This is a genomic window from Streptococcus periodonticum (genome assembly GCF_003963555.1).
Classification (GTDB): Bacteria; Bacillota; Bacilli; order Lactobacillales; family Streptococcaceae; genus Streptococcus; species Streptococcus anginosus.
This window is the reverse complement of record NZ_CP034543.1, coordinates 532,257-551,664: the sequence shown is the minus strand read 5'-3', so window position 1 is coordinate 551,664 and position 19,408 is coordinate 532,257. Positions and strand designations below refer to the sequence as shown.

Here is a 19,408-nt window from a genome sequence, read left to right as displayed (position 1 = left end):
GATGTTCTGACTAACAGAATATCGAAACTGTTCGTTTTTTGTATGATTTTTATGCAACTCTCTTAGATTTCATTTTTTGAAATCCTGGTAGAGACAAGCACAGATCTATCTCGCTTAAAGTAATATGACATTACAATTTTTCTGGCACGGCTTTTAGTAACTCTTGAATAGCTGCTTGGTTGCTTCCGCCAGCCATAGCCATATCTGGTTTACCGCCACCACGACCATCTACAATTGGTGCTAATTCTTTAATTAAGTTACCAGCATGAATCTCCTTTGTCTTGCTAGCTACAAGGACATTGACTTTCTCACCAATAGCCGCCACAAGGACAAGGACATCTGAATAGTCTTTTTGTTTCCAAGTATCGGCAAACGTACGAAGGGCTCCAGCATCGGACACAGAAACTTGACTGGCGATAAAACTATGTCCATTAACTTCTTGAACATTTTTGAACACTTCACCCGAAGCCGCTGCAGCTGCTTTTTCTTTCAGCTCAGCATTTTCTTTTTGCAATTGACGAAGTTGTTCTTGCAAGGCTTCAACTTTACGAGAAACTTCTTTCATTTGTGGAACTTTCAATGTCGTTGCAATAGCTTTCAAAGCATCTTCTTCCTCACGGTAAGCTTCAAATGCTTCTTTGCTGGTTACCGCAAGAATGCGACGAGTTCCTGAGCCAATTCCCTCTTCTTTGATAATCTTGAAAAGACCAATTTCAGAAGTATTTTTCATGTGAGTACCGCCACACAACTCAATAGAATAATCTCCAATTGTCACCACACGAACTTCTTTGCCGTATTTTTCACCAAAGAGAGCCATTGCTCCCATTTCTTTAGCTGTGTCAATGTCTGTTTCAATCGTTTTGATGTCAATCGCTTCCCAGATTTTTTCATTGACTTCTTGCTCAATACGACGTAGTTCTTCTGCTGTAACTGCTTGGAAATGAGTAAAGTCAAAGCGAAGAAATTCTACTTCATTGAGAGAGCCTGCTTGCGTTGCGTGTTTACCTAAAACATTGTGAAGAGCCGCATGAAGCAAGTGTGTTGCTGTGTGATTCTTCATAACACGGTGACGACGATTGTGGTCAATTTCAAGCTTGTACTCTTGGTTTAATGCGAGTGGTGCTACCACTTCTACCGTATGGAGCGGTTGTCCGTTTGGCGCTTTTTGAACATCTACGACTTGTGCAACGAGATTGCCTGCAAGGTCCAAGATTTGTCCGTGGTCTGCTACTTGTCCGCCCATTTCAGCATAAAATGGCGTTTCTGCAAAAACGAGGTAAGCCTTACCAGAAGTCACTTCTTCTACTTCTTTATCATCTGCCACAATCGCAACCAACTTCGCAGATAAAGCCTCTTTTTCATAGTTAAAGTGGCTTTCAGCTGTAATGTTTTGCAAGGTTTCATTTTGCATGCCCATAGATCCACCTTTAACAACACTAGCCCGTGCGCGTTCTTGCTGCTCTTTCATAGCAGCTTCAAAGCCTTTGCGGTCTACTGTCATACCAGCTTCTTCGGCAATTTCTTCGGTCAATTCTACTGGGAAACCATAGGTATCATACAGTTTAAAGACATCCGTTCCTGAAATAACAGACTGTCCTTTTTCCTTTAACTCTTCTACAATGCTTTGTGCAAAGTGTTGACCGGAATGAAGCGTGCGAGCAAAGGACTCTTCTTCACTTTTGATGATTTTTTCGATAAAATCTTGCTTTTCAAGCACTTCTGGATAATAGCTTTCCATAATTTTTCCGACAGTTGGAACAAGTTTATAAAGGAAAGGCTCATTGATTCCTAATTTTTGACCATGCATAGAAGCACGACGGAGCAAGCGACGCAAAACATAACCACGTCCTTCATTTCCTGGAAGCGCACCATCGCCAATAGCAAATGACAGAGAGCGGATATGGTCTGCAATGACCTTGAAACTCATATTGTCACCGTCTGGATTGTAATTCTTACCGGATAACTTCTCTACTTCACGAATAATCGGCATAAAGAGGTCTGTTTCAAAATTAGTTTTTGCCCCTTGAATAACAGCTACAAGACGCTCTAGACCTGCACCCGTATCAATATTTTTGTGAGGCAGCTCCTTGTATTCACTTCTTGGAACAGCTGGATCAGCATTGAATTGGGACAAAACAATATTCCAAATTTCAATATAACGATCATTTTCAATATCTTCTGCAAGCAAACGAATTCCTTGATGTTCAGGGTCAAATGCTTCCCCACGGTCAAAGAAGATTTCTGTATCTGGTCCAGAAGGTCCTGCACCAATTTCCCAGAAATTGTCTTCAATTGGAATCAAATGACTTGGATCGACACCAACTGAAATCCAACGATTATAAGAATCATGATCATCTGGATAGTAAGTCATGTAGAGCTTGTCTTTTGGAAAATCAAACCACTCAGGACTAGTCAGGAGCTCAAAAGCCCATTCAATCGCTTCATCACGGAAATAATCACCAATAGAAAAATTCCCCAGCATTTCAAACATAGTATGATGACGTGCTGTTTTTCCGACATTTTCAATGTCATTCGTCCGAATCGCTTTCTGCGCATTGGTAATCCGTGGATTTTCTGGAATAATGGTCCCGTCGAAATATTTCTTTAATGTTGCTACGCCAGAGTTAATCCAGAGTAGGGTCGGGTCATTGACTGGTACTAGACTAACAGACGGTTCGACAGCATGACCTTTTGAGGCCCAAAAATCTAGCCACATTTGGCGTACTTGAGCACTTGATAATTGTTTCATTTTCTTCTCCTTAAAACATTTCTCTAACTGATTTTTCTATTGCCCATGTGAGTTTTAAGAACTACTTTCAAGAGCTTCTACATAGTCAATAGCCACACACAATGAAATCACTAAATCCGCATAGGCATCTTCATAAACTACAACTTGATAAGTGGACATCAGGTGCAAGAGTTCTTTTGAAATCTCTGCAATCACTTGTCCCTGCGCATCCAGCAGACGAAATTCCAAATCCCAGATATTCCCCTCGATGCGCAGACCTAAGTTGTCAAATTCATATTTATCTCGTAAAAAAGTGAATTTTTTACGGATATAAAAACTCGAACCATTGCGCAATTGAATTTCAAATTGAGGTAAGACTGTTAGCACAGTCTTTTGAATTTGGCTGACCACTTCACCCTTGTCATCATAAATCGTAAAAGTTTTGGGAATTTTTAAAAAGCTCCCCTCCACTTGATAATCAATGTTCCCACGATCATCTTTGATGTCAAATTTCTCACCACCAAAGCGAAATTTTTGTTTTACAAGATAGGTCTTCATAACGGTTCCTCGCAAAAAGACAAGTCCACTAGACGAAGGGCGAAAAACCGCGGTACCACCTTCATTCAATGAACTTGTCATTCTCATTATGTATGCAATTTTTTCTTTGAGTAGCATGATTTTCGTTCTTACATGGCTTGCAGCACCGCCAATTCTCTAGGCTAAGAGGTCAAAAATCAATTCTCAATAGTCCTATTATACTCACTTATGAGCTTTTCGTCAACTTATTTTGATGAAGATGACGAGCTAGATGTTGATTTGCTATCTGACTTGACATATTGTGAGAACAGATTTTGGAAAGCTTGATCTTTCACCTTAATATTGGCTGCTTGTAATTCTTTGGCAACAATTTTTTGAATAAAGGTGCGATCATTTTGTTTTTGTGTCAAGATAACATTTTTCAGTTGTTTCTTGTAGTCTTTCCAGTTTGCTGATTTTTCAGATTTACTATTTAGTTTCACAATATAATAACTTGAAGAATAAGTTGATGATTTAACGGTGATAACATCAGAAATACCGTTTGCTTCAAGAGCAAAAGCAGCCTTTTTAACAGCATCTGGAACATCTGTTGAAGCTGAGTCAAACTTCACTTCGCCACCCTTATCTTTTGTCTTCTTATCTGTAGAATTTTCTTTGGCAATTTGTCCGAAATCAGCACCTTCGGCTTTTGCTTTTGCCAATACTTCTTTTGCTTTGTCTTGGTTATCTACTTTGATGATTTGAGCAGTCACTTCTGGTGTATAAGATTCGTATGCTTTTTTATAATTTGCATCTGTCAATTCTTTTTCAGCTGCTTTTTTGACAGCATATTCGACCAATTTATTGGTTCTGATTTGTTCACGATAAGTATCTTCCGTCAATCCTGCTCTTGCCAATACTTGTTGAAAAGCAGTTCCATAAGTGCTCTTACTCTTATTGAACGTTTCAGTGACTTCTTTTTCTGTAACATGCTTACCATAACTCTTTTCAAAAACTTCTTGAATGGTCATATTGAGAAGTACTTGTTGAGCAGCTGCATTATTTTTTACTTTATTATAAAAATCACTGACAGTAATTGTATTTCCCTTCATCGTGATAATGTCTTTACCACCAGCTTGTGAGCATGCTGCTAATGTTACAACTGACAAAAGCGTAATAGCTCCTGCTAGAATTTTTTTCTTCATTATGAAAACTCCTTTATTTAATTCACTTTCTTATTGTACCATAAAATAGATTTAATATCTTAAATTTTCCTAAAAACTATGAAAATTTAGGAAAATATTAAATCTCTCATTTTTTTCTAATCATCAGAATGCCGTCACCAAGAGGCAACAAAGTTGCAGTCAATTCAGGCTGATTCAGTGTTTTATCAAATAATTGATGCAGCCCTCGATAAATCGTTCGTTGACCTCGGCGAACTTCCTTAATGTCTTTCGCTATATCACCACCCTGGAAAACATCGTCTATGATGATAATCCCTCCTGAAGCAAGACGCTTCAGAACTTCCGGCAGAAAGACAACGTATTTGGACTTAGCAGAGTCCATAAAGACAAAGTCATAGCAATCTTTCAAACTAGGAAGAATATCCATTGCATCACCTTCCAGCAATGTAATTTGCCTGCGCTTATCAAACTTAGCAAAGTTCGCTTTAGAAAGAGCAATCATTTCTAGATTGCGATCAATCGTTGTAATTTGAGCCTGCGGTGCATGTTCTGCCATTAAAAGAGCTGAAAAGCCAATGGCTGTCCCAATTTCCAAAATCTTTTCAGGCTGTAAAGTTTCTAACAGAAAACGAAAATAGGCAACTGTTTCGTGAGGAATAATGGGAATATTTTCTGCATGAGCAAAAGTTTCGAGCTCTTTTAAGGAGCCCGAAACTTGCTTTTGCCGTGTCCGCATAAAATCAACAATTTCTTCTTTGACAACGGGACGACGCATGTTGTGATTAGCATTTTTACTATAGGACTTGACCATTTTATGCCAGTCCTAACTTTTCTACGAGTGCTTCAAATTCATCCAGACGACGTTCAAAGACTGCAAAGGCAGCATTGAGATAGTCTTCTTTTTCCATATCTACACCAGCTTTTTTAATGACATTTAGCGGATAATCAGAATTTCCTGCTTTCAAGTAGTTGAGATACTTCTCTTTATCTTCTTGCGTTCCGTTAACAATCTTATCTGCTAAGGCAGAAGCAGCTGAGAAACCGGTTGAGTATTGGAAAACATAGTAATCATAGTAGAAATGTGGAATCCGTGCCCATTCATATTGAATTTGTGGGTTGTCCTCTTTCGTCAAGCCATAATATTTTTCATTCAAATCTGCGTACAAATCATTCAAAAATTCACTCGTTAAGACTTTACCTTCTTGGTCAGCTTTGTGAATGGCATGTTCAAACTCGGCAAATTGAGTTTGACGGAAAACAGTCCCACGGAAGCCATCTAAGAAATGATTCAGAATCGCAAAGCGGGTTTGATCGTCATCTACTTCTTCCAATAATTTCTCCGTCAAGATATTTTCGTTGGTCGTAGAAGCAATCTCAGCTAAGAAAATAGAATAATCTCCGTAAACGTACGGCTGATTTTCACGAGTATAGCTAGAATGCATACTGTGACCTGTTTCATGAACCAGCGTGAAAAGATTGTCCAACGTATCTTGCCAGTTGAGCAACATAAAAGCATTGGTATCGTAAGAACCACCAGAATAAGCCCCAGAGCGCTTGCCTTGGTTTTCATAAACATCAATCCAACGATCTGAAAAGGCTTCTTTTACTCGACCTAGATAATCTTCTCCAAGGATAGCTAAGACTTCTTCTGCTTTCATCAAGGCTTCCTCATAAGTAAATTTGTAATCTGCTTCTGACAATGGTGTATAGAGGTCGTACATTTTCAAATCAGAAAGGCCTAAAATCTTTGCACGTAGGGCAATGTAGCGATGTAAGAGTGGCAAATGTTTGTTTACCGCAGACACTAAGCTATCATAAACACTTTCTGGAATAAAGTTAGCAGACAAAGCAGCTTCACGCGCAGAAGAAAAATTACGAACTTTGGCATTGTAATTATGAACTTTAACATTCGTTTGGAGTGTCTTAGCATAAGTATGTTGGTATTGCTCATAGACGCTATAAAGCGCTTCATAAGCTTCCTTGCGGACTGTACGATTTTTCGACTCCACTAAACTAATGTAATTTCCGTGCGTCAATTGCACTTCATTTCCTTCTTCGTCGTGCACGGTTGGAAAGACAATATCAGCATTGTCCAAGATTCCAAAAGTATCGCCTGCAGCACTAAAAATTTCACCAGCTCCTGCCAACAATTCTTCTTCACGTTGAGAAAGGATGTGAGGTTTCTTTTGCAGCAACTTATCAAAGAAGTGCTGATAGATTTGCAATTCAGGCTTTTCAGCTAAGAACGTCTGATATTGCTCGTCTGTGATTTCCATAAATTCTGGCTCATAAAAAGCAAGGGCCTGTCCGAACTCACTATAAATGGCCATTCCTTTGGCTTGGTATTCTTGGTATTTTGCCACGCGTGTATCTTGGTCATTTTTCATGTGAGCATAGGAATAGAGTTTTTCGATACGACGCATCAAGTCCAATTGGATTTCTGTTGTTTTTAAGAGGCTGTCAGCTGAGTCCAAAAGATGACCGGCTAAGCTGCTGGCTTCTTTTAATTCTTTTGAAACTTGAGTTAACGCTGCCTCAAAAGCTTCATCTGTTGGGAAAATCGTTGTTAGGTCCCAAGTGTATTTTTCTTCAATTTCATTTCTTTGTTTTGCCATAAAATTTCCTCCGTCCTTCCTATTCTATCATAAATATTGCCAAAAATCTTTGCATAAAAAGCTGGAGGATAGAGAATTTGGAGATTTTTATTCTTTTCCTTTTCATAATAAGCTGAAAATTGCTGGTAATAAGGTGTGAGGTCTTGAAAAATCTGGCAGAAAGAGCTGGCACGAACAGGCTGAACCTGCGGATAAAAGTCACTAGCCGTTTTGGTCAATAAATTATCACCCGTTTGATACAATTCTGCCTGCCATTTCATCCATTTGGGCTGCTGATAGTAGAGCTGCTGGCGCACATAACGGCAAATATTTTTATCTTCTTTTGCCAGAAAACTCGTCATCTCCTGCTTGCAGAATGGCTGACGAAAGATGTCTAAAAGGTTTCCTTTACCAAAAGCAAAACTTTTCTCCTTATACTGAACCTTGCCATGCAAATCTTCATGAATCAAGTATTTAAGCCTCAAAAGCTGTTTTTGTTCGTCCAATTCCCACAGATGAAAGCCCATATTTTGACTAAAATAGAGAAAATCCTTTTGTAAATTGGTCAAGGTATTTTTCAGCCAAAGTTTCTTTCCCAAGAGCCAAAGAACGCGATAGCCATGCTGACGATAATTGTCCGTGCGCTCTTTTAAACGCTTTTGACTAAGCGAGCTACACTGAACTTCAAGTGCAATTTGTTTCTCAACTAACAGATCTGCGATTTGCTGCAATTCTGGTAAATAAGCTTCTACTTGAATCGCATGATTGGATTTTCTAGCCCAAGTAAACAAATCAGCTTTCAAATTTAAGTGTTCTGCGCTTTCATTTTCCGTATAAAAATGACATTCTTTTAAAGAAATATGAGCAAAATGCGGTCGCATCACCTTGCCATTCTTAAATCGCACCGCTTCCTTACAAGCCGGGCAGAGAAACCTATCCAACGGATTTACCGTATCTTCCACAGCATTTAGCATTTTTCCGTTTTCCTGACAAGCCATTAACATAGATTATTTTCCCCTTTTACTTAAATTATTCGTAAAAAAAGAGTAAAACAGAACTAAAATTTGAAATTTTTTAATTCTGTCTCACCCGTAAAGTTACTTAATAGTCTCTCAGGCTGTCAAAGTGGAGAATGACGCAAATGATGTTTTCGTCAAAAGTGCTCTTTTGAGCTTAAAAAGCAAACAACGTTAAGACTCGCCTCATGAGCCTTATACGGAAACTAATTCGTCATTGCTTTATTATACAATATGCTATGAAACTGAAGGTTTTCGTCCCAGCTTTTTTATTCTTCTCTTGTCTTAGCCGAATAAGTTTTGATTCTTTCGCTCTGGAATTTTTAAAAACGCCACAAGAATAATAACAGCAATCATCACACCAGCTAAGAAAAAGCTCATCATTTCATAGCCAGACTGGTCTATCAAATCGCCTGCAATATTTTGGATAAGAATGGTTCCCAAATTTCGGGCTGTTTGAACAAGAGCAATGGCTGTCACCAGATATTTCTCATCTACTACGTTAGCAACAATCTTCAAAGTCACCATAATCAGCAACATGCCTGTGGCGTGCTTAGACATCAAAGTCAAGAGAATCTTGGAGGTAAGCCCCAAATCCAACCCATAAATTACATACTGTAAAAGCAAAATTCCCAAAGGAATGTAGAGCAATTTTTTAATTGGAATCTTATCCATAAAAAGATAAGAAAAGAAAATCAACGGCGACTCACAAATCACAGAAATAGCTACCACAGTTGTTGCCATATTGACACTTAAACCGCTGTGCTCTAACATAGAAGGAATATAAGTATGCCCTGTATTTCCCACTCCAGAATAGAGCGCTACAATAACGAGGTAAAACAAATATGTTTTATTTTTTAAAATCTGTCCAATATAGGAATCATTTTTCGTTTGTTTAGTCTTTTTGCGAGGTTGATCGTGTTTCGGATCAATCCCTAGCACTCCAAGAATGCTCACACACATCATGCCGATAAACACGATGAAAATCGCTTGAGGAGAGATGAATTTATAAATCAATCCTGCCAATTGCGAACCCATTGCATAACCAAAAGTCCCCCAGATACGGATTTTCCCATAAGTATAAGGACTTTGAGCCGCCAGCACATCCATAACAGGATTGACACCATTTACCAACATTAAAACAGCACTATACCAAATTGTCAACAGCAAGAGATTATTGGCTTGCATGAAACAAATTGCTCCCACAATAATCAGAAGGAAACTATAAATGGTTACTTTTTTAATGCCAATCGCGTCATTCAAAACACCCATAATAGGCTGCACAATCATTGAAGAAAAGAACGAGGCAGAAACAACCAGCGAAACCTGACTAGCTGAATAGCCTTTATCCAACATATAAACTGAAATTAAAGTCGAAAAAAGCGAATACGATAAAAAATAAAAATCATACATCAAAAAATAAGCAAAATAGCTATTTTGAAATTTCCTAAACATGATTTTTCCTTCTCCCTAAAAAGGTGACAAAGCCCGATTGGATCAACCAATCGAGCTTTCTATTCTACAAATGAGTAATTAACGTTTCTGACGACGAGATAATTGTGTATCGTTAGTCGTACGCTGTTTTCTTCTTTGCTTACGTTTCGTTGCTTCAAAAACGACAATGAGCAAAAGAATAAGCAACGGAACTGCGACCAGAATGTGATAATCTAAAAAGAGTTGCTTCAAACTTTTTCCGTTAGACTTTGCTATAGTACTTTGTACTGTTGATGTTGCTCTTTTCTTTACGTCTGTGACACTTTCTCCATCTGCAATGAGCGAAGAAAGTTGCTTCAGACCATTATCATTTTTCAATACTCCATTTTCCACAACTGGTTTTGCTGACGCCCCTTTTTTCACAGTTGCATAGAAATCTTTTGACAGGTTATATCTTTTTCCATTGATTGTTTGTTCTCCAGCCTTGAAAATTTTTTTGTACTCATAATCAGCATAAGCTTTCTCAATCAAGGCATTGCCAAATGGATGGCGGTAATATTCTCCGTCTTGGTCAGACCAATTTCCAACTCCCATGATAACACTAATCAAGCGTTGTTCTCCACGCTTAATCGTTGCGATGTAATTAAAAGCTCCTCGTGGACTTGATCCTGTCTTTAAGCCATCAACCCCCTTTATAGCATATCTTGCACCAGGAAGTGAGTAATTATAGGTTTCAAAGGTTTCTTCATACGGCGTTCCCTTTTTTACCGTTACGACTGGTTTATTGGTGTAATTTAAAATATTTGGATAATTCTTGACGAAATGGTACCCTAAAATGGCTAAATCGCGCGCCGTTGTCTGATTGGCTGCATTGTTATCATACCGTTGTGGAGTATACAAGCCTTTGAAAGAAACAGCTGCAGCTCCGCTAGCATTGAACCATTTTGTATTGGTCATACCTAATTCTTTTGCCTTGGCATTCATCATGTCCAAAAATGTATCTGGATCATTGTTAGATAAATAATTGGCTAACATAACAGTTGTCGCATTTGAAGATGGAACAGCTGTCATCGTAATCAATTCAGAGACAGTATAATCTACTCCCGCCACAATTTTATTATTGGAAATTTCGTAAATTTTGGCAATTGCTTCATCACGTGGTGTTGCTTTGATAACTGTATTTTCGCTCAACTTTCCTTGCTGAATTGCTTCAAAAACTAAATACAAGGTCATCAATTTGCTCATACTGGCAGGATCACGAACTTCATCAATATTGTCTTGCCAAAGGATATTTCCCGTATTAGCATCTACTATCAAGGATGATTTCGGACGATTGATTGGATTGACCTTCTCGTTTGGATACATTTTTTGCGCCATATCAACTAACTCGTCCGCATGAATAGTGGTTGTTCCCACACACAACACAAAAAAACAAAAAATAGCTAACAACTTTTTCACTAGAATCCTCCTGAGTTCTCACTTATCTTCTAGTATAGCATATTTTTCCTGTAAGATAAGGAAATTTTTTTAAATAATAAAAAACCTACCTAAAAATTAGATAGGAAATAGATTCTTATTTTTTTAAAATGCTTAAGGCTTCTTTATCTGCGATAACAACCACATCTTCATGTTTTTGAAGAGCACTTCCAGGCAATTCTTCTGTAATCGGTCCTTCTACTGTTCCTGCAATCGCTTTAGCTTTTGAAGCACCATAAGCAAATAAAATAATGGATTTTGCATCGAGAATATTCCGAATCCCCATTGAGTAAGCTTGCGTCGGTACATCTTCTATTTTATCAAAGAAACGAGCATTGGCTTCAATAGTTGATTGCTCCAAATCCACTACATGAACAGTACTATCAAAGCTCGTTCCCGGCTCATTAAAACCAATATGTCCATTTGTACCAATTCCCAAAATTTGCAAATCAACAGGATGTTCTGTCAAGATTTGGTTGTAACGTTTCACTTCTGCTTCCGCGTCTTCAGCAACACCATTTGGTAAAAAGCTTTTTTTAAAAGGCTTTTGATTAAATAAATGTTCTTGCATAAAATAACGATAAGACTGAGGATTTTCCCCACTTAATCCTATGTACTCGTCTAGATTCACACTGATTAAGTCTGACAAATCAAGATCACTTTCAACAATTTGCTCGTAAAAACTCAAAGGACTGCTACCTGTTGCCAAACCTATCGTTTTTGCTCCTTCAGCTAATTTTTCTTTTAACAATTCAAAGGCTACTCTGCCACCGGCTGCTTGATTTTCTACTTGAATAATTCTCATCGTTGAGCTCCTTTTCTTTACTTAATCATATTATATGGTATAGACCAATTTTTGTCAAGAGAATTTGTTTCTTTTTAAAAAATCCACGCTTGTTTGCAAGAAAAATCGTGTTATAATAGAAGAATGTTAGTCTATTTATTCTGTTTATTTTTGTTAGGAATTGCTTTTGTCATAACTGCATTCCTTCTCAAAACCAAGCGAATGTGGCATTATACCTTACTGATTTTAGGTATTTTACTCATGTTCCTACCACTTGTCGCTTCTTGTTATTCATTATGGATTTTATTTACAGCTTAAGGAGAATGTATGAATACTGCTGATTTTGACTTTCATTTACCAGAAGAGTTAATTGCACAAACCCCTTTAGAAAAACGAGATGCTTCACGCCTCTTGGTCGTAAATCACGAAACTGGTCAACTGGAAGATACTCACTTCGATGAGATTATTGATCAATTACATCCTGGAGATGCTTTGGTCATGAATGATACGCGCGTCTTACCTGCACGCCTTCACGGTGAAAAACCTGAAACAGGCGGGCATGTTGAATTGCTACTCTTAAAAAACATCGCAGGTGATGATTGGGAAGTACTGGCTAAGCCCGCCAAACGGTTAAAAGTCGGAGCGGCTATTTCTTTTGGCGACGGACGCTTGACAGCAACTGTCTTAGAAGAATTAGAACACGGTGGACGAATTGTACGTTTCCATTACCAAGGCATTTTCTTAGAAGTGCTTGAAAGTCTGGGCGAAATGCCCTTGCCGCCTTATATTCATGAAAAATTAAAAGACCGTGAACGCTATCAGACTGTTTATGCTAAAGAAAATGGCTCAGCGGCTGCTCCTACTGCCGGGCTTCATTTTACCAAAGAGCTGCTGGCTCAGATTGAAGCTAAAGGCGTAAAATTAGTCTATCTGACGCTTCATGTTGGTCTAGGAACCTTCCGTCCTGTCTCTGTAGACAATGTAGACGAACACGAGATGCATTCAGAATTCTATACATTGTCTGAAGAAGCAGCTAACACGCTTCGACAAGTCAAAGCTAGTGGACATCATGTCGTTGCAGTTGGAACAACTTCTATCCGTACACTGGAAACAATTGGTTCAAAGTTTAACGGGGAAATCAAAGCTGACTCCGGCTGGACCAATATCTTTATCAAACCAGGTTATGATTGGAAAGTGGTGGACGCCTTTTCTACCAATTTCCACTTACCTAAGTCCACTCTCGTCATGCTCGTTTCAGCCTTTGCAGGTCGAGAATTAGTACTCTCTGCTTATCAGCATGCCATTGATGAAAAATACCGCTTTTTCAGCTTTGGAGATGCTATGTTTATAAAATAATAGGTGAAATATGAATAAAATTGAAAGCCGTCATCGACTCATTCGCTCACTTGTCCTAGAGAAAAAAATTCACACACAACAAGAATTACAAGATTTATTGAAAGCGAATGGCGTTACAGTGACGCAATCCACACTTTCTCGAGACATTAAAGCTTTGAACTTAGTAAAAGTACACGAAGCAGATATTTCTTATTACATTATCAATAGCATGGCACCTTCACGCTGGGAAAAACGCCTGCGTCTCTATATGGAAGATGCCTTGATTATGTTGCGTCCTGTTCAACATCAAGTTGTCATGAAAACTCTTCCTGGATTGGCACAATCATTCGGTTCTATCTTAGATGCTCTAGAATTTTCCGAAATTGTCGCAACGGTCTGCGGTGATGATGTCTGCTTGATTATCTGCGAGGACAATCAAAAAGCGCAAGATTGTTTTAACAAATTAAAACAATTTGCACCCCCGTTCTTCTTTAGTAAAGATTAAAAAGCTAAGGCTGGAATTTTGTGGTTCTATAATTTCTGTAGTGGGTGAACTCTGCTTCAGAGATTATAGAGTTATTCTTTTAGCTTTCGGAGCTTTGACAACTTTAAGAAACGCATTCTCATCACCTTAAACATCAAAAAAGAGAAGACCAAGCTAGTCTTCTCTAGGTGTCAGGTTAGGTCAATCCACTACAGTTGACATTGTGCCCTGCTTTTTAATCTTCTTTTTTCTTATTAAATCGTCTGAAAGCGATAAATCCAGGAATAATCACAACTAATGCTATGATTAGCATGAAACCAAGTTGATTGGAATCCGTCTTCTTCGATTCTGATTTTGCTGTTCCAGCATCTTTTTTATTTTTTTCATATTTTGCCAACAGGTTTGCTTTATTATAACCAGTGTAAACCAGATCAGCATCTTTGCCTTTTTTCTCTTTAATTTTTTCTTCCATTTTCTTTTCAACGGATTTGATTTCTTTAAAGATTTTTTCAGAGCGCTCAAGGGCTTCTTTTGTCACTTCAGGTCCAGCAGCTTTAGCTTGTTCAGCTGTATACGCCTCATATTTTGCATCCCTTTCAGCTTGGTCTTTAACCCACTGATCTTCCATTGTTTTCCATTTTTCTTGGATGCTAGTGCCAAAGATTTCCGGATACTTCATCACCATTTGGTCAATATGCCAAACAGACCAATACCAAGATTTACCATCATATTTATCTGTTCGTGGCTTAAAGGCTTCATAGGTATCTTCAACATTACCATAGAATGGCACATACGGTGTATTACGGCTTTGGGCAAGACCTAACCAAACAATACCCCCAAATTCACTTGGAAGCTTAGATTTAATTTGATAAATATGGGCATCAATAACATTTTCGTTACCTAGGGCATATTTGTAAATGTTTTCATCTTTTTTCTTGCTAACTTCTACCAAATCATCTGCCTTAAATTGAGGTAGGTGTTCAAAACGATTCCGTTGTTCCCCAATAACATCCTGAACAGTGTATTTTTTACTTGGATTACTTGGAGTACGAAGTAAATCATAGGTTTCATCTTTATAAGTAACTGGAGAATCTGGATCCATCCATTTGATACCAGCAAAAGTCCGAGAACGGTTACGTTCTGCATATTCATCAGGTCCATAAGATTTAGCAATATGGAATTTACCGTCTTTATCCGTCTTATAATGATCTGCTTTTTTCGCTACTTCCTCCACTCCTTTAGAGGCAATGACGTTTTCCGTATCATTAAAATCAACATTGCCAAGATAGTAAGTATTTGCGAAAACAGCATATTTGTCTTCTGGGAATTTAATAGCAACATATTGATGACCAGATAGTATCTCCATATACCACAGCTCTTTTTGGTCAGCAACCATGATGATATTGCCTTCAGCAGAGCCTTTTTCTTCGATGGCCTTAGCGACAATTTCAATTCCTTCCCGAGCTGTTTTAGCACGAGGTAAAACTAAATCAATCATCGATGCTTCAGGCAGTCCATCTTTCACAAGCGGGTCAGCCTTCAAGACCTTGTCATTTGGTGTCGCAGAAACGGTTCCTGTCATTGATACACCAACTTCATTAAAACCATGAGCTCCAAAATTACCGTTACTACCATCTCCACGCGCTGCATCATAGGTTGCTGTATATTTCATCTCATTGGCCAAATGTGGATAAGTAAATCCATTTGACTCATCTTCGATCTTATCGCCTTCTTTATAAGTTGCAGCTGGCACAACAACATAGTTCTGATTATGTTTACCTCCATCTGGCGGATAAGGATAATCTTCCGTACGACCATAGAGAGTAGAACCATCTGCGGTTAGTCCCTTACCTACAATGAAACCGGAGCAGGCCTGTGCTACCTGAATAGGTAATAAGGACAGCAACATAACACCGAACATCAGTTTTAGTAAAATTTTCTTCATAGTCTATCTCCTTTTTGACTATAAACAGAACTAAGAATATCTTAGCACAAGCAAATTGAACCGTAATACCAACATTTCGCCTTAAGTATATCCTTTCAACACAGAAATTGCAAGCGATTACACAACGTTTACAAAAAATCTTTTTTATGTAGAATATGTATGCTGAAAGACCAAAAGCATAAGAAATATCTATAGATTATATGAAAAAAATAAAGTTCTATAATTTCTGTAGGGGTCACTCTACTTCAGAAATTATGGAGCTTTTTTAAACACAAAAAATGTCCTATATGACCTATCATGAAAGCAACTAAACTGACAATAAAAAGCATCTTAGGTATAGTCCCTGCCTAAGTAGCCATTTCCTTGCGCTTTCATCATTCTGAATTGTTTCTAAATTATCCAGCAGGACAGTCGGAAATCTTAATCATAAACGGTGTTATCGCCTCGCTTTTCGAATGTATAGATCCTCAACAAATTACTCTGCTATTCTGATGAATTCAGACAGCTCTATAAGCTTTATTCAGCTCCTGCTCTTTCATTTCCAGAAGAAACAAGCCAAGCATTTCTTCGAGCTCATTGAAGAGATTCTTTCAGACAGTTTTGAAAAATAGAATCAAGATTATCAACGCTCTTACCTTGTCCTACTCCAATTTCCAACAACCTCATCAAGGTTATGCAGCTAAACGCATTTAGTTTCAAGAATTTTGAAGGCTTCCCCTCTTCTCATCGCTTTCAACATCAAAAAAGAGAGAACGAAGACGTCCTCTCTTTTTGCTAGCAGAATCACGCCCACTACAATGACATTGAACCACTTTCGTCCAGTCTTAGCTTTTCGCTATCAAAACCACATTGACGCAATGATTGATTGCTAGTTAGGTGGAAAATAAACTCTTGTGCAATTTACAAGTTCTTCTCATTCCCACTTTCTTCTAACTATTTTCCAGCTAAGCGATAAATCGTTTCAGCATAGATGTCCATGGCTTTATACAAATCCTCAATCACAGTTCGTTCATTCGCTTGATGTTCTGTTTGCAAAGCACCAGGGAAAAGTGCGCCAAAGGCCACGCAATTTGGCATGGTGCGAGCAAATGTAGCACCACCAGAGGACACAGCAGGACTATTATCATTTGTTTTTTCTTTATAGACAGCCATTAACGTGCTGACCAATTCACTATCAAGCGGCACATATAATGGTGCAAGATAGTCAAATTCTTCATAACGCAATTGATATTCTTCAGCAAGTTGGCTTAATTCCTGTACTAATTTATCTTTGTCTGCAAGAACTGGAATCCGCATGTCAATCCGAATTTCAGACTTGTCCTGATCTAAGCTTAATCCAGAAACATTGAATGACAACGTTCCTGAAGGCTCATCTGAAATTTCACCAAACAAGCGGCTGCCTGTAGCATCTTCCCTAACTGCTTCAGTGATAAATTGAATGGCAGAGTGTTGAATAAGCGGATTTAGTCCTGTTGCCAAACGTACAATAGCATTCACTCCCTCAGCTGCATCTTTTGAATGCTTAGGGACACCAATGACTGTTACTGTATCTGCAGTTCGTTCGTATTCAAAAGCCTGTTTTTTCAATTCAACTTCTAATGAATCTGCTAAATTTCCCGTATAGCTTGCTTTTGCAGGTACAACATTAAAGGCTTCTCCTGCTTCAATAGCAAGTTCTTGCGAGCCTGAACCATGTAACTTAATCTGCAGTAAACCTTTTTCAGCATAAGTCAGCGGGAAAGAAGAATCCGGTGCAAAACCAAGCGTCGCTGTTTCCTCCAGCTCATTGTAACGAGCCATACAGCGCCACAGAGTTTCTTCGTCTGTACCATAGATGAAACGAATCCGCTTGTTAAATGTCACACCTGCATCCATCAATGCTTTAACAGCATAAAGTGCAGCTAGGGACGGACCTTTATCATCTTGCACCCCACGTCCATGTATCCAACCATCTTTTATAGTTGCTTCAAATGGAGGAGTTTCCCAATCGGACAAATCTCCCGCTGGAACAACGTCTAAATGGCAGAGAACGGCCAGGAGTTCTTCTCCCTGACCGATTTCTGCATATCCATAATAGCCTTTAGGATCAATGTAAGTTTTAAAACCTAAACTCCTAGTGATCTCTAGCATTTTTTCTAAGACGTTTTGAATAGATTGTCCGAAAGGTGTTCCATTTTCCCCTTCATTAAGAACTGACGGGTAGGAAACGATCGTTTTCAGCGATTCTAAATAATCAGACTTAATTTTTTCGGTTAAAAATTGTTTCATAGAGAACACCTCATTAATTTCTTATTATAAGAAAGTTCCTAAAATAAGAAGTAGAATACTTACTACAAAGATTCCTGCAACCAATTTTGCAACGAATTTCCACCAAGTACCCAAATCAATACGTCCAAGAGCAAGTGCCCCCATAACGATACCAGATGTTGGAGTAACAAGGTTCAAAAGACCAGAAGCAGATTGGTAAGCAGTGATAATCAAGCTTGCTGGAACGTTGACGAATTTTCCAAGAGGTGCCATAATACCCATTGTTGCACTGGCAAGACCAGATGTTGATGGGATAAGGAATGACATTGGCAGATAGAAAATGTAAGTCAATACGATAAATACTTGAGATGATAGACCTTTCAGTCCTACTTCACCCCAGTGAAGGATTGTAGCTGTAATCATACCGTCGTTCATGATAACTTGAATACCACGAGCAACAGCTACGATAAGCGCAACACTTAGAAGATCAGCCGCACCATTGATAAAGACAGTGATAAAGCGGCTTTCTTTCATGCGGTAAACAAAACCAATGATGATACCCATTACCATAAAGAGCATTGCCCCTTCTGGGAAGTACCAGGTACCCAAAGCAGATGTTGAACTACCAACAATCTTACCAATGAACGGAAGTCCAATCAACCATTTATTGAAACTTTCAAAAATAGTTACCTTCAAGTCTGTCCATGGAATGAAACTCATAATCATGAGAACAAAGGTCAAGACAAAGAGTACCAACACTTGTTTTTGTTTCTTGCTAAGAGTGGATTCTACATTAGCAACTGCATCTACATTAAAGTGCTTCAAATCTTCTTCACGATGACTGTAAACCAAAGATTTTGTAGGATCTTTTTGAATCTTATCCGCATAACGATAAACGAAATACGTACCAAGTGCTGTCATTACAACAAAGAAGATTAAACGAAGAACGATACCGTCACCAGTACCCACACCTGCTGTCGCAGAAGCTATACCTGTAGCAAATGGGTTTAGAGTAGAAGCCAAACATCCAATTTGAGAACCAAGAAGGATAATGGCTACCGCGGTCAAACTATCAAATCCTACTGCCATCATAACTGGCACAAGAAGTGGATAGAAAGCCATGGTTTCTTCACCCATACCATAAGTGGATCCGCCAAGAGCAAACAGAGGCATCAAGACTAAAATCAACATCTTTTCGCGGCCTTTGTACTTCTTCACGATAGAAGCAATCCCTACATCAAGGGCACCTGTTTCATTGACAACACCAAGGAAACCACCAACCATCAGAATAAAGAAGGCAACATCAATTGCTGCTGATGTTGGTTCTTTCCCAAGCATAGCACGAATCGGAGCCATTAAGACATCCCAAATCCCTTGTGGATTTTGAGCAACAGTCTTATAGGTTCCTGTAATTAGATTACCAGACTTATCAGCATCATATTGACCAGCTGGAATAATCCAGGTCAATACTGCCATAATGGCAATGATAATCATCAAAACGGTATAAGATGACGGCATCTTAAACCCTTTTTTTGCTTTTTCACTCATTTGTTTTCCTCCTAAATGTAACAAATTGTAAAAATTTAACCGAATCCCATTTTCAGAAAGCGCTTCCTTTGACTATATTTTAACATATTCAAATGAAAAATACTAGTCATTTTCAAA

Annotated in this window: 14 protein-coding genes and 1 pseudogene; 3 read left to right on the top strand and 12 right to left on the bottom strand. The window is 38.5% G+C overall.

The window, feature by feature from the left end; genetic code table 11:
- Positions 1 to 130 precede the first annotated feature (130 nt).
- From alaS to EHW89_RS02680, 9 genes are all read right to left on the bottom strand, one after another.
- Complete coding sequence (alaS, locus tag EHW89_RS02720) at positions 131 to 2,749, bottom strand: alanine--tRNA ligase (RefSeq protein WP_126466611.1); 2,619 nt, start codon at positions 2,747 to 2,749, stop codon at positions 131 to 133.
- 54 nt (positions 2,750 to 2,803) lie between these two features.
- Positions 2,804 to 3,373, bottom strand: a complete 570-nt coding sequence (locus EHW89_RS02715) for an LURP-one-related/scramblase family protein (RefSeq protein WP_080553209.1) — start codon at positions 3,371 to 3,373, stop codon at positions 2,804 to 2,806.
- Between the two features lie 137 nt (positions 3,374 to 3,510).
- Positions 3,511 to 4,449 (bottom strand): peptidylprolyl isomerase PrsA, encoded by a 939-nt coding sequence (gene prsA, locus EHW89_RS02710; protein WP_106384640.1) that lies wholly within the window; start codon positions 4,447 to 4,449, stop codon positions 3,511 to 3,513.
- 106 nt (positions 4,450 to 4,555) lie between these two features.
- Positions 4,556 to 5,239, bottom strand: coding sequence for an O-methyltransferase (locus EHW89_RS02705; protein ID WP_126466610.1), 684 nt, complete (start codon positions 5,237 to 5,239; stop codon positions 4,556 to 4,558).
- A 1-nt stretch (position 5,240) separates the two neighbouring features.
- Complete coding sequence (gene pepF / locus EHW89_RS02700) at positions 5,241 to 7,043, bottom strand: oligoendopeptidase F (protein ID WP_126466609.1); 1,803 nt, start codon at positions 7,041 to 7,043, stop codon at positions 5,241 to 5,243.
- Positions 6,995 to 8,026, bottom strand: a complete 1,032-nt coding sequence (locus EHW89_RS02695) for a competence protein CoiA (protein WP_126466608.1) — start codon at positions 8,024 to 8,026, stop codon at positions 6,995 to 6,997. Before EHW89_RS02695 ends, pepF begins: the two co-directional genes overlap by 49 nt.
- A gap of 297 nt (positions 8,027 to 8,323) precedes the next feature.
- Complete coding sequence (locus EHW89_RS02690; protein WP_126466607.1) at positions 8,324 to 9,493, bottom strand: MFS transporter; 1,170 nt, start codon at positions 9,491 to 9,493, stop codon at positions 8,324 to 8,326.
- Between the two features lie 78 nt (positions 9,494 to 9,571).
- Positions 9,572 to 10,930 (bottom strand): DUF1958 domain-containing protein, encoded by a 1,359-nt coding sequence (locus EHW89_RS02685; protein WP_126466606.1) that lies wholly within the window; start codon positions 10,928 to 10,930, stop codon positions 9,572 to 9,574.
- Between the two features lie 115 nt (positions 10,931 to 11,045).
- The gene (locus EHW89_RS02680; protein WP_126466605.1) at positions 11,046 to 11,753 is read right to left on the bottom strand and encodes a glucosamine-6-phosphate deaminase; all 708 of its coding nucleotides are present in this window, start codon (positions 11,751 to 11,753) and stop codon (positions 11,046 to 11,048) included.
- A gap of 306 nt (positions 11,754 to 12,059) precedes the next feature.
- On the opposite strand from EHW89_RS02680, the gene queA reads away from it, so the two are divergent.
- Together queA and EHW89_RS02670 are read left to right on the top strand one after the other, a co-directional pair.
- On the top strand, positions 12,060 to 13,088 hold the full coding sequence (queA, locus tag EHW89_RS02675; protein WP_126466604.1) for a tRNA preQ1(34) S-adenosylmethionine ribosyltransferase-isomerase QueA: 1,029 nt from the start codon (positions 12,060 to 12,062) through the stop codon (positions 13,086 to 13,088).
- 10 nt (positions 13,089 to 13,098) lie between these two features.
- Positions 13,099 to 13,572, top strand: a complete 474-nt coding sequence (locus EHW89_RS02670) for an arginine repressor (protein ID WP_006270140.1) — start codon at positions 13,099 to 13,101, stop codon at positions 13,570 to 13,572.
- Between the two features lie 214 nt (positions 13,573 to 13,786).
- Here the strand turns inward: EHW89_RS02670 and EHW89_RS02665 are convergent, their stop codons facing one another.
- The gene (locus tag EHW89_RS02665) at positions 13,787 to 15,496 is read right to left on the bottom strand and encodes a C69 family dipeptidase (RefSeq protein WP_126466603.1); all 1,710 of its coding nucleotides are present in this window, start codon (positions 15,494 to 15,496) and stop codon (positions 13,787 to 13,789) included.
- A gap of 394 nt (positions 15,497 to 15,890) precedes the next feature.
- Between EHW89_RS02665 and EHW89_RS09480 the strand changes: the two are divergent.
- A pseudogene (locus EHW89_RS09480) lies at positions 15,891 to 16,257 on the top strand (ISL3 family transposase); the annotation flags it as partial.
- Positions 16,258 to 16,429: 172 nt separating this feature from the next.
- On the opposite strand, the gene EHW89_RS02660 reads toward EHW89_RS09480, so the two are convergent.
- Both EHW89_RS02660 and EHW89_RS02655 read right to left on the bottom strand, forming a co-directional pair.
- A complete protein-coding gene (locus EHW89_RS02660) occupies positions 16,430 to 17,764 on the bottom strand; it encodes a dipeptidase (RefSeq protein WP_126466602.1) in 1,335 nt (444 codons plus the stop codon).
- Between the two features lie 24 nt (positions 17,765 to 17,788).
- Positions 17,789 to 19,291 carry a YfcC family protein gene (locus tag EHW89_RS02655; RefSeq protein WP_003025406.1) on the bottom strand — a complete coding sequence of 501 codons (1,503 nt, stop codon included), beginning with the start codon at positions 19,289 to 19,291 and terminating at the stop codon, positions 17,789 to 17,791.
- Positions 19,292 to 19,408: the final 117 nt, after the last annotated feature.

What these genes read in the sequence shown, in the direction of transcription:
- alaS (WP_126466611.1), bottom strand. Translation starts at nt 2,749, where the DNA reads ATGAAACAATTATCAAGTGCTCAAGTACGCCAAATGTGGCTAGATTTT.
- EHW89_RS02715 (WP_080553209.1), bottom strand. Translation starts at nt 3,373, where the DNA reads ATGAGAATGACAAGTTCATTGAATGAAGGTGGTACCGCGGTTTTTCGC.
- prsA (WP_106384640.1), bottom strand. Translation starts at nt 4,449, where the DNA reads ATGAAGAAAAAAATTCTAGCAGGAGCTATTACGCTTTTGTCAGTTGTA.
- EHW89_RS02705 (WP_126466610.1), bottom strand. Translation starts at nt 5,239, where the DNA reads ATGGTCAAGTCCTATAGTAAAAATGCTAATCACAACATGCGTCGTCCC.
- pepF (WP_126466609.1), bottom strand. Translation starts at nt 7,043, where the DNA reads ATGGCAAAACAAAGAAATGAAATTGAAGAAAAATACACTTGGGACCTA.
- EHW89_RS02695 (WP_126466608.1), bottom strand. Translation starts at nt 8,026, where the DNA reads ATGTTAATGGCTTGTCAGGAAAACGGAAAAATGCTAAATGCTGTGGAA.
- EHW89_RS02690 (WP_126466607.1), bottom strand. Translation starts at nt 9,493, where the DNA reads ATGTTTAGGAAATTTCAAAATAGCTATTTTGCTTATTTTTTGATGTAT.
- EHW89_RS02680 (WP_126466605.1), bottom strand. Translation starts at nt 11,753, where the DNA reads ATGAGAATTATTCAAGTAGAAAATCAAGCAGCCGGTGGCAGAGTAGCC.
- queA (WP_126466604.1), top strand. Translation starts at nt 12,060, where the DNA reads ATGAATACTGCTGATTTTGACTTTCATTTACCAGAAGAGTTAATTGCA.
- EHW89_RS02670 (WP_006270140.1), top strand. Translation starts at nt 13,099, where the DNA reads ATGAATAAAATTGAAAGCCGTCATCGACTCATTCGCTCACTTGTCCTA.
- EHW89_RS02665 (WP_126466603.1), bottom strand. Translation starts at nt 15,496, where the DNA reads ATGAAGAAAATTTTACTAAAACTGATGTTCGGTGTTATGTTGCTGTCC.
- EHW89_RS02660 (WP_126466602.1), bottom strand. Translation starts at nt 17,764, where the DNA reads ATGAAACAATTTTTAACCGAAAAAATTAAGTCTGATTATTTAGAATCG.
- EHW89_RS02655 (WP_003025406.1), bottom strand. Translation starts at nt 19,291, where the DNA reads ATGAGTGAAAAAGCAAAAAAAGGGTTTAAGATGCCGTCATCTTATACC.